Raw genomic sequence first — 15,314 nt, forward strand, 5'->3', positions numbered from 1 at the left:
GGACACGCCATGACGGAACAGGTTCAGGAACTGCCGGCGGTCGCGCCGGCCGAGGGCGCGGGCTCCGCGCTGCGGGGCTTCGGCCTCAATGTCGCCAGGCGACTGGTGCCGTGGCTGGTGCCCGTGGGGCTGATCGTGGTGTGGCAGATCGCGTCGTCGCTGGGCTGGCTCAGCACCCGCGTGCTGCCGGCGCCGGTCGACGTGGTGAAGGCCGCGTGGAACCTCACGGTGTCGGGCGAGCTGTGGACGCACGTGAAGGTCAGCGCGGGCCGCGCGCTCGCGGGGCTGGCCATCGGCGGCGGCGCCGGGCTGGCGCTGGGCCTGCTCACGGGCTCGGTGAAGTTCTTCGAGACGCTGCTCGATTCCACCATCCAGATGGTGCGCAACATCCCGGCGCTGGCGCTGATCCCGCTGGTGATCCTGTGGTTCGGCATCGACGAGTCGGCCAAGCTGTTCCTGATCTCGGTGTCGGTGTTCTTCCCGATCTACCTCAACACCTTCCACGGCATCCGCAACGTCGATCCGCAGCTGATCGAGATGGGCCGCACCTACGGCCTCACGCGCTGGCAGCTCTACCGCGAGGTGATCCTGCCGGGCGCGCTGTCCTCGATCCTGGTCGGCCTGCGCTTCTCGCTGGGCCTGATGTGGGTGATCCTGATCGTGGCCGAGACCATCTCGGCGCAGGCCGGCATCGGCTACCTGACGATGAACGCGCGCGAGTTCCTGCAGACCGACATCGTGCTGGTGGGCATCCTGCTGTACGCGCTGCTCGGCAAGCTGGCCGACCTGTTCGCGCGCGGCCTCGAGCAATGGTGGTTGCGCTGGCATCCGGGCTACCAGAAGAAGACGAAGTGAGGGCAGGGGAATGACGCACACGACCATCTCCCGCCGCCAGGCGATCGCAACGCTCGGCGCAGCCGGCGTGCTCGGCCTGGCCGGCACGCCCGCCGTCTTCGCGCAGGGCACGGCCGCGCGGCCCGCCACCGTGCGCCTGGGCTACCAGAAGTCCTCGACGCTGATCGCCGTGCTCAAGGCGCAGGGCGTGCTCGAGAAGCAGCTCGCGCCGCTCAACGCCACCCTGAGTTGGCACGAGTTCACCAGCGGCCTGCCACTGCTCGAGGCGCTGAACCTCGACAACCTCGACATCAGCGCCGACGTGGCCGACACCGTGCCGGTGTTCGCGCAGGCGGCCGGTGCCGAGCTGACCTTCATCGCGCAGGAAGCGCCGTCGCCCGCGGCGCAGGCGATCCTGGTGCGCGAGGACTCGCCGCTCAGGACCGTGGCCGATCTCAAGGGCAGGAAGGTCGGCTTCGCCAAGGCGGCCGGCGCGCACTACCTGCTGATCGCCGCGCTCGACAAGGCCGGCCTCTCGTTCAAGGACATAGCGCCCGCCTACCTGACGCCGGCCGACGGCCGTGCTGCGTTCGAGAAGGGCGCGATCGACGCCTGGGTGGTGTGGGACCCGTTCCTCGCCGCCGCGCAGCGCCAATCGAAGGTGCGCGTGCTGGCCGACGGCGCGGGCCTCGCGTCCTACCAGCGCTACTACCTCGCGAGCACCAAGTTCGCGAAGGCGCGGCCCGACGTGCTGCGCGTGGTCTATGCCGAGCTCGAGAAGACCGGCAGGTGGGTCAAGCAGAACCCCAGGGAGGCGGCCGCGCTGCTGTCGCCCGTGTGGGGCCTCGACGCCGCCACCATCGAGCAGGCCAACGGCCGCCGCAGCTATGCGGTGCGGCCGGTGGTGCCCGAGGTGCTCGGCGAGCAGCAGCGCATCGCCGATGCCTTCCTGGCCGAGAGGCTGCTGCCCAAGAAAATCAATGCGCTCGACGTGGCGCTGTTCAAGCCTGGAGCCTGAGATGAGTGCCGTCCTCGACCGACCGCAGAACGACGCGCCGCTGGCGATCCCCGGCGGTGTGCGCCTGGAAGTGCGCGGCCTGCACAAGCGCTACGGCGAACGCGAGGTGCTGCGCAACACGCAGCTCGCGATCGAGCCGGGCCAGTTCATCGCCATCGTGGGCCGCAGCGGCTGCGGCAAGAGCACGCTGCTGCGCCTGATCGCCGGCCTCGAGGACGCCTCGTCCGGCGCGCTCTACACCGACGGCAAGCCGGTCAGCGGCCTGCACGACGACACCCGGATCATGTTCCAGGAGGCGCGCCTGCTGCCCTGGCGCCGCGTGCTCGACAACGTGACGCTGGGCCTGTCGAAGGACGCCAGGGCGCGCGGCAAGGAAGTGCTGGCGCAGGTCGGCCTGGCAGACCGCGAGAACGAGTGGCCGGCACGCCTGTCGGGCGGCCAGCGCCAGCGCGTGGCCCTGGCGCGCGCGCTGGTGCACCACCCGCGGCTCTTGCTGCTCGACGAGCCGCTGGGCGCGCTCGACGCGCTCACGCGCATCGAGATGCACCGGCTGATCGAGAACCTGTGGCAGCGCCACCGCTTCACCGCGCTCCTGGTCACGCACGACGTGCAGGAAGCGGTGGCGCTGGCCGACCGCGTGATCCTGATCGAAGACGGGCGCATCGCGCTCGACGAGAACATCGCCCTGGCGCGTCCGCGCTCGCAGGGCGACCCGGCCTTCGCGGCCATCGAAAAACGCATCCTCGACAGGGTGCTGCAAAAGCCCGGGGCAACCGAAGAGGCTGAAAGCGGCGCCGAAGCAAGCTGGCTCGGCAAGCCCGCGCATGAACTGCGCTGGGCGATCTGAGCGTTCCTTCCTCCCATCTGAAAGGCTTCGCATGTCGCAACACTGGAAATTCGAGACCCTGTCGGTGCACGCCGGCTATTCGCCCGACCCGACCACGCGCGCCGTGGCGCCGCCGATCTACCAGACGGTGGCCTACGCCTTCGACAGCGCGCAGCACGGCGCCGACCTGTTCGACCTCAAGGTGCCGGGCAACATCTACACCCGCATCAACAACCCGACGCAGGACGTGCTCGAGCAGCGCATCGCCGCGCTCGAAGGCGGCATCGCCGCGCTGGCGCTGGCCTCGGGCCAGGCGGCCGTGACCTACGCGATCCAGACCATCGCGGAAGCCGGCGACAACATCATCAGCAGCACGGCGCTCTACGGCGGCACCTACAACCTGTTCGCCCACACGCTGCCGCAGTTCGGCATCACCACGCGCTTCGCCGACCACCGCGATCCGAAGAGCTTCGAGAAGCTGTTCGACGAGAAGACCAAGGCGGTGTTCGTCGAGTCGCTCGGCAACCCGGCCGGCAACGTGACCGACATCGCGGCCATCGCCGAGATCGCGCACCACCATGGCGTGCCGCTGATCGTCGACAACACCGTGCCCTCGCCGTACCTGAGCCGGCCGATCGAGCATGGCGCCGACATCGTGGTGCACTCGCTGACCAAGTACCTCGGCGGCCACGGCACCAGCATCGGCGGCGCGATCGTCGATTCGGGCAAGTTCCCGTGGGCGCAGCACAAGCAGCGCTTCAAGCGCCTGAACGAACCCGACGTGAGCTACCACGGCGTGGTCTACACCGACGCGCTCGGCCCGGCCGCCTACATCGGCCGCGCGCGCGTGGTGCCGCTGCGCAACACCGGCGCCGCGATCTCGCCGTTCAACGCCTTCCTGATCCTGCAGGGCATCGAGACGCTGTCGCTGCGCGTGGAGCGCATCAGCGACAACGCGCTGGCCGTGGCACGGCACCTGAAGGCGAACAAGTCGGTGAAGTGGGTCAACTACGCGGCGCTCGAGGACCATCCCGACCATGCGCTGGCGCGGAAGTACCTGGGCGGCAAGGCCAGCGGCGTGCTGACCTTCGGCATCGAGGGCGGCCGCGAGGCGGGCGCGAAGTTCCTCGACGCGCTCAAGCTGTTCACGCGCCTCGTCAACATCGGCGACGTGCGCTCGCTCGCCACCCATCCGGCCTCGACCACGCACCGCCAGCTCTCGCCCGAGGAACTCGCGCGCGCCGGCGTGAGCGAGGAGACCGTGCGCCTGTCGGTCGGCATCGAGCACATCGACGACCTGCGCGCCGACCTCGACCAGGCGCTGGCCGCGGCCGCTGCCTGAAGCCGCGCGAAAGCAGAACCATGACAACACTGCAATCCATTCCCGACGCCGCGCTCGACCAGCTGTTTCGCAAGGCGCGCACCGTGCATGCCTTCAAGCCGGTGCCCGTGAGCGACGAGACCATCCGCCAGCTCTACGAGCTGCTGAAGTGGGGCCCGACGGCCTACAACGCCCAGCCCGCTCGCTACGTGTTCGTGCGCAGCGAGGAGGCCAAGGCGAAGCTCAAGCCCGCGCTGTCGTCGGGCAACACCGCGCAGACGCTGGCCGCGGGCGTGACCGTGATCGTGGCGCACGACACGCGCTTCTACGACCACCTGCCGGTGCTGTTCCCGGCCTACGACGCCAAGCCCTTCTTCGAGAAGAGCGCCGAGGCGGCGCAGGCCACGGCGTTTCGCAACAGCAGCCTGCAGGGCGCCTACCTGATCCTCGCGGCGCGCGCGCTCGGCCTCGATGCCGGACCGCAGTCGGGCTTCAACGCCGAGCTGGTCGACAAGGCCTTCTTCCCCGACGGCCGCTGGCGCGCGAATTTTCTCGTCAACCTCGGCGTGGCCGACCACGCCGGCACCTTCGAGCGCGGGCCGCGGCTCGCGTTCGACGACGTGGCCGAGATCGCCTGAGAGTCACGTCCTTCCTTCACCGACCCATCCATCCACACCATCCAAGCAAAGGGAACCATCATGTCCATCCAGGCCATCAACGTGCGCAACCAGTTCAAGGGCAAGGTCCGCGAGATCATCCGCGGCGACGTCGTCTCCGAAGTCGATGTAGAGACCGCCTGGGGCATCGTGACCTCGGTCATCACCACGCGCTCGATCGACGAGCTGCAGCTCAAGGTCGGCTCCGACGTCGTCGCGCTGGTGAAGTCCACCGAAGTGTCGATCGCCAAGCTCTGAATCCCCTGGAGTGCGCGTGGCGCATTCCCCCTCGGCCCGGCGCCAGCGATGGCGCCGGGCTTTTTTTCAGTACTTGATCGTGATGCCGGCCTTCACGCCGTTGTTCTGCTTGCCGTCGGACTCGACGCCGGCCGAGAACGAGGTGTTGCCGCCGGTGCTGCCGCCCACCGAGTAGATCGGGCGCGAGCCCGAGGTGTCCATGCCGCCATAGGCCGTGGCGCCGCTCGGGCGCTGCACGCCGATGGTGGCGCCGAGGGTGTCGGCCGATTTCTCGGTGGGCGCGATCTTGGGCGCCACGTAGAGGATGGTGCCGTCGTCGGTCTTCACCGGGAGCTTGGGTTCGTCGGCCCAGGCGAGGGCGGCGGCGGTGCAGCCGGCGGCCAGGGCGAGGGTGGTCGAGAGGAATCTGCGCATGCGTCGGGGGAGGAGGTCGTCGGGGTTCAGGAGGTGGTCCTGCTGGCGCGCCAGGGCAGGCCCGTCAGGATATCGAAGGCGTGCTCGGTCTCGCCGATCCGGATCACGAAGACGTAATCGTTTGTCAGCCCCTGCTGGCGCGCGCCGAGCACCTTGTAACCGGCGCGTCCCGAGGGCACCTCGTAGGTGGGCCCGAACTCGGCGCCCAGCGCGATCAGCTCGCGCGTGGTCCAGGTCTTCAGCAACCGGCCGCCGAGGTAGAAGCCGAACGCGGCCTGCGGATCCGCGGACGAAGGCTCCAGTTCCCGGTCGAGCCGCATCAGCGCGACCTGGCCCGCGATGGGGCTCCATGCCAGCAGCAGGCGGCCCGGGTTGAACCAGGGATAGCGGTCGACGGCTTCGTCGCCGTTCCTGCGGACCCGGTAGACCGTGGTCATGCCGGCGTCGCCCGTGTCGGAGTCGGGTATGCATCGGGCATAGAAGACACCATCGGGGCCGGCCACGACGTAGGCGATGTTCGACATCGCGCGCGCGGCGAACGCGCCGCCGGGCAGCCCGGCGATGCCCGACAGCAGGGCCAGCGGGGCCAGTGGCCAGAGGGATCTGCGTTGCATGAAGGCACTCCCGAAGCGGTGGGGCGGCGACTCTAGCGCGGGTCGCGCGCGGTGGCTTCAGCTTTCCTTCAGCACCCCCGAATGAGGCTTAGAACGCTCGGTTGTTAGGAACCGACTTTTCAGTCGTTTGAGGATCGCGGGCCCGCTCCTACAGTGATGGTCATCGCCACCAGCGGCGCATGCATCCACACAGCAACGCACACCAGGAGCCCGCACACCATGTCCGTGGAAGTTGAAGACCTCGTCCTGCCCGAAGCGCTCGAGAAGGCGCGCGCCCATGCCGCCGAAGCCGGCTGGCCCCATGCGGGCGGCGTGACGCCGCCCGTGGCCTGGCAACTGGTGCAGCAAGGCAAGGCGGTGCTGGTCGACGTGCGTTCGGGCGAGGAACGCAAGTTCGTCGGCCACGTGCCCGGGAGCCTGCACGTGGCCTGGGCCACCGGCACCGCGCTCACGCGCAATCCGCGCTTCGTGCGCGAACTCGAGGCCAGGCTCGCGAAGGACGGCGGCAAGGATGCCGTGGTGCTGCTGCTGTGCCGCAGCGGCAAGCGCTCGGCGCTCGCGGCCGAGGCCGCCGCCAAGGCCGGCTTCTCGCAGGTCTACAACGTGCTCGAGGGCTTCGAGGGCGAGATCGACGCGCAGCAGCATCGCGGCGGCGCCGATGGCTGGCGCTTCCATGGCCTGCCCTGGGTGCAGGACTGATTTCTCCCCACGCACGGAAGGAAGAACGGCCCATGGCCCATTTCGAAGTCGCGGAGATCGTTGCCGCGCTGCATGCGGTGCGCAACGAATGGCGCGACCTGCAGCGTCGCTCGCGCGAACCCGGCGCGCGCGAGTTCCCCTCGCGCGACGCACTGGCCCATATCGTGGAATCGCTCAAGGGCGCGCTGTTTCCGATGCGGCTCGGCCCGCACGACCTGCGCCACGAGAGCGAGGATTTCTATGTCGGTCATACGCTCGACGCCGCCTTGCAGGCGCTGCTGTCGCAGGCGCGGCTCGAGCTGCATTTCAACGCGCGCCATGCACCGCGCAGCGCCAGCGAGATCGACGAGGCCGCCACCGCGGCGGTGCGCAGCTTCGCGAACCGCCTGCCCGAGCTGCGCCGGTTGCTCGACAGCGACGTGCTCGCGGCCTACCAGGGCGACCCGGCCGCGCGCAGCGTCGACGAGGTGCTGCTGTGCTATCCGGGCGTGCTCGCGATGATCCATCACCGGCTCGCGCACGAGCTCTACAGCCTCGACCTGCCGCTGCTGGCGCGCATCGTGGCCGAACTCGCGCACGGGCAGACCGGCATCGACATCCATCCGGGCGCGCGCATCGATGCCGGCTTCTTCATCGACCACGGCACCGGTGTCGTGATCGGCGAGACCGCGGTCATCGGCAAGCGCGTGCGGCTCTACCAGGCCGTGACGCTGGGCGCCAAGCGCTTTCCGACCGACACCGAGGGCAACCTGCAGAAGGGCCTGCCGCGCCATCCGGTGGTGGAGGACGACGTCGTGATCTACGCCGGCGCCACCATCCTCGGGCGCGTCACGCTCGGCAAGGGGGCCGTCATCGGCGGCAATGTCTGGATCACCGACGACGTGCCGCCGGGCGCGAGCGTCACGCAGGCCAGCCTGCAGAAGAACAACGCACCGAGGGGGTGAACACACCATGAATGCATTCGTCGAAGATTTCGGGGTGGCCGTGCGGCAGTTGCGCGAGGCCCATGGCTGGTCGCAGGAGCAGCTCGCGGAGCGCTCGGACCTCAACCGCTCCTACGTGGGCGAGGTGGAACGCGGCCGCGTGATCCCCTCGATCGTCACCGCGCACAAGCTCGCCACCGCGCTCGAGATCAACATCGTGCATCTGCTGTCGCGCTGCGAGCAGCTCGGCCAGTCGCGCCTGGCACGCCGGATCAACTTGGCGGCTATAGCCTGTTGAGGGGAAACCCTTGGCGCCGGGACACTCCCGCCGTCAGTCGCGTTCGTCCCTTTTCTTCATTCCCACGGCCTTTCGGAGTCGCCGGCACCGCTCGCGGTGACCCGGTGGGCCTGATCACATCGGAGCTTTCTTCATGACCGCAACCGTCGGTGGAACCACCGCGCTCGGCGACAACGCCGCCAGGCAGCTGGCCAATGCCACCAAGACCGTTCCCCAGCTCGAGACCATCAGCCCGCGCTGGCTCACGCACCTGCTGCAATGGGTGCCGGTGGAGGCGGGCATCTACCGCGTCAACAAGGTCAGGAACCCCGAGGCCATCAAGGTCACCTGCACCTCGCGCGAGGAAGAGAACCGGCTGCCGCGCACCTTCGTCGACTACGAGGAGAACCCGCGCGAGCACTACCTCAATGCCGTGAGCACCGTGCTCGACGTGCATACCCGCATCTCCGACCTCTACAGCAGCCCGCACGACCAGATCAAGGAACAGCTGCGCCTGACGATCGAGACGATCAAGGAGAACCAGGAGAGCGAGCTCATCAACAACCCCGACTACGGCCTGCTGGCCCAGGTCAGCGAAGAGCAGCGCATCTTCCCGCTGACCGGCGCGCCCACGCCCGACGACCTCGACGAGCTGCTGACCAAGGTCTGGAAGGAACCGGCCTTCTTCCTCACGCACCCGCTGGCGATCGCCGCCTTCGGCCGCGAAGCCACGCGCCGCGGCACGCCGCCGCCGACCGTGAGCCTGTTCGGCTCGCAGTTCATCACCTGGCGCGGCATTCCGCTGATCCCGTCGAACAAGGTGCCGGTGGCCGACGGCAAGAGCAAGATCCTGCTGCTGCGCGTGGGCGACAAGCGCCAGGGCGTGGTCGGCCTGTTCCAGCCGGGCCTCGCGGGCGAACAGAGCCCGGGCCTGTCGGTGCGCTTCATGGGCATCAACAACCATGCGATCGCGTCGTACCTGATCTCGCTGTACTGCTCGCTCGCGGTGCTGACCACCGATGCGCTGGCGGTGCTCGACGACGTCGAGATCGGCAAGTACCACGACTATCCCGACACCTACAAGTAAGCCGCGGTGAACACTCCCACGACTCCGGGCGAGGCGCCGTTCGATCCGGCGATCCTCGCGCGCATGGCGAGCGCGATGTTCGCGGCGCTGCCGGGCACGCCGCCGGCTTCGCTGCCGGGCGCGCAGTTCCCCGCCAACATCGCGCCGCCGGGTTCGCCGCTCGTGAGCCCGGCCGGCTTCGGGCCCGGCGTGCCGGGCACGCCGATCCCGCAGGGGCAGGTGCCGGGCACCAACCTGCTGCCGGCCTCGCCCACGCAACTGCCTTCGCTCGCCAACCGCGCGCCCGCGCTGCTGCCGCATGCGGTGGCCGGCAACGGCGTGCCCGACACGGTGCTGTCGGTGGCACCGGCCTTCGAGCCGCGCTCGGGCGGCCACGTGCTCGGCGTGCCGCCGGTGCAGCCCTCGCAGGCCGCATCGAGCGCCGCCTCGCCGTACTACTTCCTCGGCGGCAACCATGGCCAGCCGGCGGGTGCCGGCGGCTTCGCGGTGCACGATCCCTTCGCCGACCTCGCGGCGCTGGCCGTGTCGCGCGAGCCCGCCGCGCCACCGTCGGCACCGCCCGTGCCCGTCAACGGCCGCGACGCGCAGTTCTACTTCGTCGACGCGGTGCGGCTGCCCAGCGGCTTCGTCACGCCGGCCAAGGCCGATCCGCGCGGGCCCGAGGCGGTGCCGCTGGCCGGCAGCGGCCAGCATCCGCCGTTCGACGTCGACGCCGTGCGGCGCGACTTCCCGATCCTGCAGGAGCGCGTGAACGGCAAGCAGCTCGTGTGGTTCGACAACGCGGCCACCACGCACAAGCCGCAGTCGGTGATCGACCGCATCGCCTACTTCTACGCGCACGAGAACTCGAACATCCACCGCGCGGCGCACGAGCTGGCCGCGCGCGCCACCGACGCCTACGAAGGCGCGCGGGAGCGCGTGCGCAAGTTCATCAACGCGCCCGAGGTGGAAGAAGTGATCTTCGTGCGCGGCACCACCGAGGCCATCAACCTGGTGGCCAGGAGCTGGGGCGGCCAGCACGTGGGCGAGGGCGACGAGATCGTCGTCTCGAACCTCGAGCACCACGCCAACATCGTGCCGTGGCAGCAGCTCGCCGCCGCCAAGGGCGCGAAGCTGCGCGTGATCCCGGTCGACGACTCGGGCCAGGTGCTGCTCGACGAGTACCGCAAGCTGCTCAACGACCGTACGAAGATCGTCGCCGTCACGCAGGTCTCGAACGCGCTGGGCACCGTGGTGCCGGTGAAGGAGATCGTCGAGCTGGCGCACCGCGTGGGCGCGAAGGCGCTGGTCGACGGCGCGCAGTCGGTCTCGCACATGCGCGTGGACGTGCAGGACATCGGCGCCGACTTCTTCGTGTTCTCGGGCCACAAGGTGTTCGGCCCGACCGGCATCGGCGTGGTGTGGGGCAGGCGCGAGGTGCTCGAGGACATGCCGCCGTGGCAGGGCGGCGGCAACATGATCGCCGACGTGACCTTCGAGAAGACCGTGTTCCAGCCGATCCCGAACAAGTTCGAGGCCGGCACTGGCAACATCGCCGACGCGGTGGGCCTGGGCGCGGCGATCGATTACGTCGACAAGGTCGGCATCGAGAACATCGCGCGCTACGAGCACGACCTGCTGGTCTACGGCATGGCGCAGCTCGGCGCGATTCCAGGCGTGCGGCTGATCGGCACCGCGGCGGACAAGGCCAGCGTGATGTCCTTCGTGCTCGATGGCTACAGCACCGAGGAGGTGGGCCAGGCGCTCAACGAGGAAGGCATCGCGGTGCGCACCGGCCACCATTGCGCGCAGCCGATCCTGCGCCGCTTCGGCGTCGAGACCACGGTGCGGCCCTCGCTGGCCTTCTACAACACCTTCGACGAGATCGACCGGCTCGTGGCGGTGGTGCGGCGGCTCGCGGGCCGGCGGCGCACGGGCTAGTTCGACGACCCGAGGTGCAGCCTGAAGAAGGCCAGCACCTCGGCGTTGAAGGCCGCATGGAAGGCCGCGCGGTCGAAGTCCGGACCGTCGCGGCAGATCTCCGGGTTCGATGCGAGCTGCATGGCGGAGCAGGGCGCGAGAAAGCCGAAGTGGCCGGCCTTGTCGGCCACACGCCAGTCCGGGGCCGTCGGCAGGTGGCGCCGCACGGCCGCCACGTTGTCGGGCGTGACGCCATCGCCGCCATAAGCCGAGGCCCAGAGCTGCACCGGCACCTTCACCTGTTTCAGGCCCTCGGCATCGAACAGCGTGCTGAGCGGATCGGAGATCACCGCGGCCCGGATGCGTTCGTCGTGCGCCAGCGGTGCCGCGAGCAATGCGCGAAAGCGCTGCCGCATGGCCGTGCATTCCGGGCCCTGCGGCGCCGCGCTGCAGGGCGAGCCGGGCAGCGGCGGCAGCTTCTCGAAATCGGGCCGCGCGCCGATCAGCACCAGCCCCGTGTAGCCGCCGCGCGAGAAGCCGTAGAAGCCGACCTTGCCGGCCGCGAGCTTCGCATGCGAGGGCCAGCGCGCGAGCATGTGGTCGACCAGGCGGCGGATGTCGGTGGTGCGCGTCGCGAGCGCCACGATGCTGTCCTCGGGGCCGCCGCGGATGCGGAAGTTGTCGTCCGAGTGGTTGATCGCGGCGACGACGAAGCCCGCGTTCGCGAGGGCCTCGGCCGTGTCGTGGTGGCCGAGGAAGGAGCCGCCGTAGCCGTGCGACAACACCACCAGCGGCAGCCGGTCGCCCGCGATCGGGCAGTCGCGCACGCCGGGCAGCGTGTTGCGCTCGAGCTGGATCTGGCCGTCGGGTGCGGCGCAGGGCGTCCATACCGCGCCGCGCAGCGCAGGGCCGTCGGCATCGGCCGGTATCTCGAGGGTGCTGAAGCCGGCAGCCTGGGTGCAGGCCACCCACAGGCCGAGCGCGATCGGAAGAAGGAAGCGAAGAAGGTTCATGGCGGCAGTGAAAGCCGGGATCGGCCGGCGGGACGGATCGGAATCAGCAGGTCGGTGCGCAACGCTGCCGGCGCGACCTGGCGCGGCGAGTTCAGGTAGTGCTCGAGCGTGGGCCGGTCGTCGGGCTCGTAGCCGCTGCCGGGCAGCCAGCGTGCGTAGAGCGCGTAGACGGCGGCGTTGATGCGCGTGTAGGGCCCGGCGAGCGTGTGCACCGCGTAGAGGCCGCCCGGCATGTCGAAGGCCTCGATCTCCGCGTCGCCGGCCGGCCAGGGATCGGGCGAGGCCGCCGCCACGTAGTAGCGGAAATCCGGCCGCGCCTCGGGATTGCCGCAGGAGATGCCGAACCAGCCCGACACGCGGCGCGAACCCAGCCGGGCGCGTAGCCGCCGGTGCGTGTGCGGGATGGTGGAGGCCGGCCCGTGGTGGCGCAGCGCATGCACCGGCTGCGCCGGGCGCTCGACGATCCGCACGGCGGGCGGTGCCTCGTCGCTCCGGTTCCGTGCCACGGGCATCGCATCGAGCACTACCGCGTGCATCTGCTGCTGGAATTCGCGCGGCGATTGCCCGGTGAACTGGCCGAAGGCACGCGTGAAGGCCTGCGGGCTCTCATAGCCCACGGCCAGCGCCACGTCCGTGATGCTCTGGCCGCCGCGCGCCAGCAGCCGCGTGGCCATGGCGAGGCGCACGCGCCGCACCGTGGCGGCCACGGTCTCGCCCGCGATGCTCTGGTAGATGCGGTGGAAGTGGAAGGGCGAGAAATGCGCGAGCGCCGCCAGGTCCTCGAGCCGGTGGTCCGCCATCGGGTCGGCCACGATGGCCGCGACGGCGCGCGCCACGCGTTCGCGGTAGTCCTGTTCGGCGCGGGGTGCGGTCATGCCCCGCAGTGTGCCGCCGGGCGACGGCCGCCGCTTAGCCGACTTTGCGGAGTCCGCGACGCACAGGCTATGCTTTGCGGTCGTCGACAACGCAGCCCGCCCCTCGCATGTCCCAGTCTCCCGCCCCCGCTTCCGCCTCCCCGGCCACCGATGAATCCTGCGACGTGCTCGTCGTGGGTGGCGGTCCGGCCGGCTCCACCATCGCCGCGCTGCTGGCCCGGCAGGGCCGCAAGGTGGTGCTGCTCGAGAAGGAGCACCATCCGCGCTTCCACATCGGCGAATCGCTGCTGCCGGGCAACGTCGAGCTGTTCGAGAAGCTCGGGGTGCGCGACCAGGTCGAGAAGATCGGTATGCCGAAGTTCGGCATCGAGTTCGTCTCGCCCGACCACGAGCACCGCAGCTACGTCGATTTCGCCGAGGGCTGGGACAAGTCGCTCGACTCGGCCTGGCAGGTGCGCCGCTCCGACCTCGACGAGATCCTGTTCCGCAACGCGGCGGCGCGCGGCGCCGAGGCGCTCGAGGGCTGCAAGGTGCGCGACGTGCGCTTCGATGCCGACGGCGCCACGGTGCGCGCCCAGATGGACGACGGCGAGCGCCGCAGCTGGCGCGCGCGCTTCGTGGTCGACGCCACCGGCCGCGACACCCTGCTGGCCAACCAGTTCCGCTGCAAGCAGAAGAACCCCGAGCACAACAGCACCGCGCTGTTCGGCCATTTCCGCAACGCGAAGCGGCTCGAGGGCCGCAAGGAAGGCAACATCAGCATCTGCTGGTTCCCGCACGGCTGGTTCTGGTTCATTCCGTTGGCCGACGGCACCACCAGCGTGGGCGCGGTCTGCTGGCCTTACTACCTGAAGTCGCGCGACAAGCCGCTCAAGGACTTCTTCTACGACACCATCGCGCTGTGCCCGGTGCTGGTCGAGCGGCTGAAGGACGCCGAGCTGGTCGACGACGCGGTGCATGCCACGGGCAACTTCTCGTATTCGAGCACCCACGCCACCGGCGACCGCTACCTGATGCTCGGCGACGCCTTCACCTTCATCGACCCGATGTTCTCCTCGGGCGTCTACCTCGCGATGCACAGCGCCTTCGACGGCGCCGAGGCCGTGGCCAAGGCGCTCGACCGCCCGATGGAGTACGCGGGCGCGCGCGCCGACTTCGAAGCCATGTTGCGCAAGGGCCCGCGCGAGTACTCGTGGTTCATCTACCGCGTGACCAACCCGACCATCCGCGAGATGTTCATGTACCCGGGCAACCCCTTCCGCGTGAAGGAGGGCCTGATGTCGCTGCTGGCCGGCGACATCTACCGCGGCACGCCGTTCTGGGGCGCGCTGCGGATGTTCAAGCTGCTGTACTACTTCATCTCGGCGATGCACCCGCGCCGCACCTGGGCCGGCTGGAAGCGGCACCGCGACAACATCCGGGACATGGGGATGTTGAAGGGGGAGACGATCCTCAAGTCGGATTGACGGGGCGCGCGCTCGCCTTTGCCATTCAGCGGGGCGGCCCCGTGAATAGCAAGGTGAATAGATAAATCGCGCGACTTCACGCGGGTTTTCGCTGGGGAAACCCGGGAAGCTGAATGGATTCGTGAATAGATACTCGGCGCGCGCCGGCCAACGGCTCAGTTCGCCGCCTGCGCGCGGGCGCGCTGCACCTCGTAGGCCTTGAGGTGCACATAGGCCACGCGCAGCACCGAGGGCACGGCGGGCGCGGGCTGCGGTGCCCGGCTCAGCAGGTCGCCGAGGATGTGGTCGGCCTCGACGGCACCGCCGCGCGCGAGGTCCTTGTACATCGAGGCGGTGATCGGCGAGCCGGCCGCGGTCATGAAGGCGTGGCCGCGCTCGACGGCACCGGGGCGCACCGTGAAGCCGTTGTGCGCGGCGATGGCGGCGCATTCGTCGAACAGGGCCAGCGCCACGTCCTGGCCGCCCGCGGCGACCACGTCGCCGATGGAGCCGCGCATCAGGCTCGTGAGGCCGGCGATCGAGGCGATGAAGACCCACTTCTCCCACATGTCCTGCAGCACGTTGTCGCTGGCCTTGGCCTCGAAGCCGGCACCCTCGAACTGCTGCTGGATCGCCTGGATGCGCGGCGGGATGCCGCCGGCGCGGTCGCCGTAGGTGAGGCCGTGCGAGTCGTTGAGGTGCAGCACCCGGCCCTCGTCGTCGAGCGTGGCCGAGATCATGCACAGGCCGCCGAGCACGCGCGCCTCGCCGAAACGCTCGACCAGGGCATCGATGTGCTGCATGCCGTTGAGCAGCGGCAGGATCACCGTCTCGGGGCCGACGGCGGGCGCGAACGAGTCCATGGTCGATGCCAGGTCGTAGGCCTTGCTGCCGACCACGACCACGTCGTAGGGGCCGCCGATGTTCTCGGCCGACACGTGGGGCGGCGAGGGAATGTGCAGGTTGCCCTGCGGGCTCTGGATCACGAGGCCGGTGGCCGCGATCTGCGCCGCGCGCCGCGCGCGCAGCAGGAAAGTGACGTCGCGTCCCGCCGCCAGCAGGCGGCCACCGAAATAACCACCGAGTGCGCCGGCACCCACCACCAGAAATCTCATCGCGCTTGCTCCTGAATCAGACAAAGAACCGGCGGCGATG

Annotated in this window: 17 protein-coding genes; 12 read left to right on the top strand and 5 right to left on the bottom strand. The window is 69.7% G+C overall.

All coding sequences use genetic code 11. From position 1 onward, the window contains the following. Window positions 1–9 precede the first annotated feature (9 nt). From ssuC to AC1HIL_RS18860, 6 genes are read left to right on the top strand one after another with little or no spacing between them, the layout of a single operon-like run. Entirely contained in the window at window positions 10–855 is an 846-nt protein-coding gene (gene ssuC / locus AC1HIL_RS18835) for an aliphatic sulfonate ABC transporter permease SsuC (RefSeq protein WP_479672412.1), read from the top strand. Window positions 856–865: 10 nt separating this feature from the next. Then, window positions 866–1,852 carry an aliphatic sulfonate ABC transporter substrate-binding protein gene (locus AC1HIL_RS18840; RefSeq protein ID WP_479672413.1) on the top strand — a complete coding sequence of 329 codons (987 nt, stop codon included), beginning with the start codon at window positions 866–868 and terminating at the stop codon, window positions 1,850–1,852. 1 nt (window position 1,853) lies between these two features. Beyond that, window positions 1,854–2,699, top strand: coding sequence for an ATP-binding cassette domain-containing protein (locus AC1HIL_RS18845; RefSeq protein WP_057593386.1), 846 nt, complete (start codon window positions 1,854–1,856; stop codon window positions 2,697–2,699). A 31-nt stretch (window positions 2,700–2,730) separates the two neighbouring features. Further along, a complete protein-coding gene (locus tag AC1HIL_RS18850) occupies window positions 2,731–4,020 on the top strand; it encodes an O-acetylhomoserine aminocarboxypropyltransferase/cysteine synthase family protein (protein WP_057593385.1) in 1,290 nt (429 codons plus the stop codon). 20 nt (window positions 4,021–4,040) lie between these two features. After that, on the top strand, window positions 4,041–4,637 hold the full coding sequence (locus AC1HIL_RS18855; RefSeq protein ID WP_261205924.1) for a malonic semialdehyde reductase: 597 nt from the start codon (window positions 4,041–4,043) through the stop codon (window positions 4,635–4,637). A 60-nt stretch (window positions 4,638–4,697) separates the two neighbouring features. Then, window positions 4,698–4,913: a TOBE domain-containing protein gene (locus AC1HIL_RS18860; RefSeq protein ID WP_042579699.1), complete on the top strand. Its 216-nt coding sequence runs from the start codon at window positions 4,698–4,700 to the stop codon at window positions 4,911–4,913. Between the two features lie 66 nt (window positions 4,914–4,979). Here AC1HIL_RS18860 and AC1HIL_RS18865 read toward each other — a convergent pair whose 3' ends face one another. Continuing rightward, window positions 4,980–5,327: a hypothetical protein gene (locus tag AC1HIL_RS18865; protein ID WP_057593383.1), complete on the bottom strand. Its 348-nt coding sequence runs from the start codon at window positions 5,325–5,327 to the stop codon at window positions 4,980–4,982. Window positions 5,328–5,353: 26 nt separating this feature from the next. Next, a complete protein-coding gene (locus tag AC1HIL_RS18870; protein ID WP_479672414.1) occupies window positions 5,354–5,941 on the bottom strand; it encodes a hypothetical protein in 588 nt (195 codons plus the stop codon). Between the two features lie 219 nt (window positions 5,942–6,160). Between AC1HIL_RS18870 and AC1HIL_RS18875 the strand changes: the two genes are divergently transcribed. The 5 genes from AC1HIL_RS18875 to AC1HIL_RS18895 all read left to right on the top strand — a co-directional run bounded on the left by AC1HIL_RS18875 (window position 6,161) and on the right by AC1HIL_RS18895 (window position 10,847). Then, window positions 6,161–6,640: a rhodanese-like domain-containing protein gene (locus AC1HIL_RS18875; RefSeq protein ID WP_479672415.1), complete on the top strand. Its 480-nt coding sequence runs from the start codon at window positions 6,161–6,163 to the stop codon at window positions 6,638–6,640. 32 nt (window positions 6,641–6,672) lie between these two features. After that, window positions 6,673–7,584 (top strand): serine O-acetyltransferase EpsC, encoded by a 912-nt coding sequence (gene epsC / locus AC1HIL_RS18880; RefSeq protein WP_261205920.1) that lies wholly within the window; start codon window positions 6,673–6,675, stop codon window positions 7,582–7,584. A gap of 7 nt (window positions 7,585–7,591) precedes the next feature. Continuing rightward, on the top strand, window positions 7,592–7,861 hold the full coding sequence (locus AC1HIL_RS18885) for a helix-turn-helix domain-containing protein (protein WP_057593379.1): 270 nt from the start codon (window positions 7,592–7,594) through the stop codon (window positions 7,859–7,861). A 133-nt stretch (window positions 7,862–7,994) separates the two neighbouring features. After that, window positions 7,995–8,927, top strand: a complete 933-nt coding sequence (locus tag AC1HIL_RS18890) for a family 2A encapsulin nanocompartment shell protein (RefSeq protein WP_479672416.1) — start codon at window positions 7,995–7,997, stop codon at window positions 8,925–8,927. A gap of 63 nt (window positions 8,928–8,990) precedes the next feature. Continuing rightward, complete coding sequence (locus AC1HIL_RS18895; protein ID WP_479672499.1) at window positions 8,991–10,847, top strand: family 2A encapsulin nanocompartment cargo protein cysteine desulfurase; 1,857 nt, start codon at window positions 8,991–8,993, stop codon at window positions 10,845–10,847. Here the strand turns inward: AC1HIL_RS18895 and AC1HIL_RS18900 are convergent. Both AC1HIL_RS18900 and AC1HIL_RS18905 read right to left on the bottom strand, forming a co-directional pair. Next, window positions 10,844–11,839 carry an alpha/beta hydrolase family protein gene (locus tag AC1HIL_RS18900; RefSeq protein ID WP_479672417.1) on the bottom strand — a complete coding sequence of 332 codons (996 nt, stop codon included), beginning with the start codon at window positions 11,837–11,839 and terminating at the stop codon, window positions 10,844–10,846. The two genes, AC1HIL_RS18895 and AC1HIL_RS18900, sit on opposite strands and share 4 nt — an antisense overlap. Beyond that, on the bottom strand, window positions 11,836–12,714 hold the full coding sequence (locus AC1HIL_RS18905) for an AraC family transcriptional regulator (RefSeq protein WP_479672418.1): 879 nt from the start codon (window positions 12,712–12,714) through the stop codon (window positions 11,836–11,838). The genes AC1HIL_RS18900 and AC1HIL_RS18905 overlap by 4 nt, the downstream gene beginning before the upstream one ends. A gap of 107 nt (window positions 12,715–12,821) precedes the next feature. Here AC1HIL_RS18905 and AC1HIL_RS18910 point away from each other — a divergent pair, with 107 nt between their 5' ends. After that, window positions 12,822–14,180 carry an NAD(P)/FAD-dependent oxidoreductase gene (locus tag AC1HIL_RS18910; RefSeq protein ID WP_479672419.1) on the top strand — a complete coding sequence of 453 codons (1,359 nt, stop codon included), beginning with the start codon at window positions 12,822–12,824 and terminating at the stop codon, window positions 14,178–14,180. Between the two features lie 155 nt (window positions 14,181–14,335). On the opposite strand, the gene AC1HIL_RS18915 is transcribed toward AC1HIL_RS18910, so the two are convergent. Next, on the bottom strand, window positions 14,336–15,274 hold the full coding sequence (locus AC1HIL_RS18915) for a ketopantoate reductase family protein (RefSeq protein WP_479672420.1): 939 nt from the start codon (window positions 15,272–15,274) through the stop codon (window positions 14,336–14,338). Between the last annotated feature and the right edge of the window lie 40 nt (window positions 15,275–15,314).

It is taken from the genome of Variovorax sp. ISS6 (genome assembly GCF_056523145.1).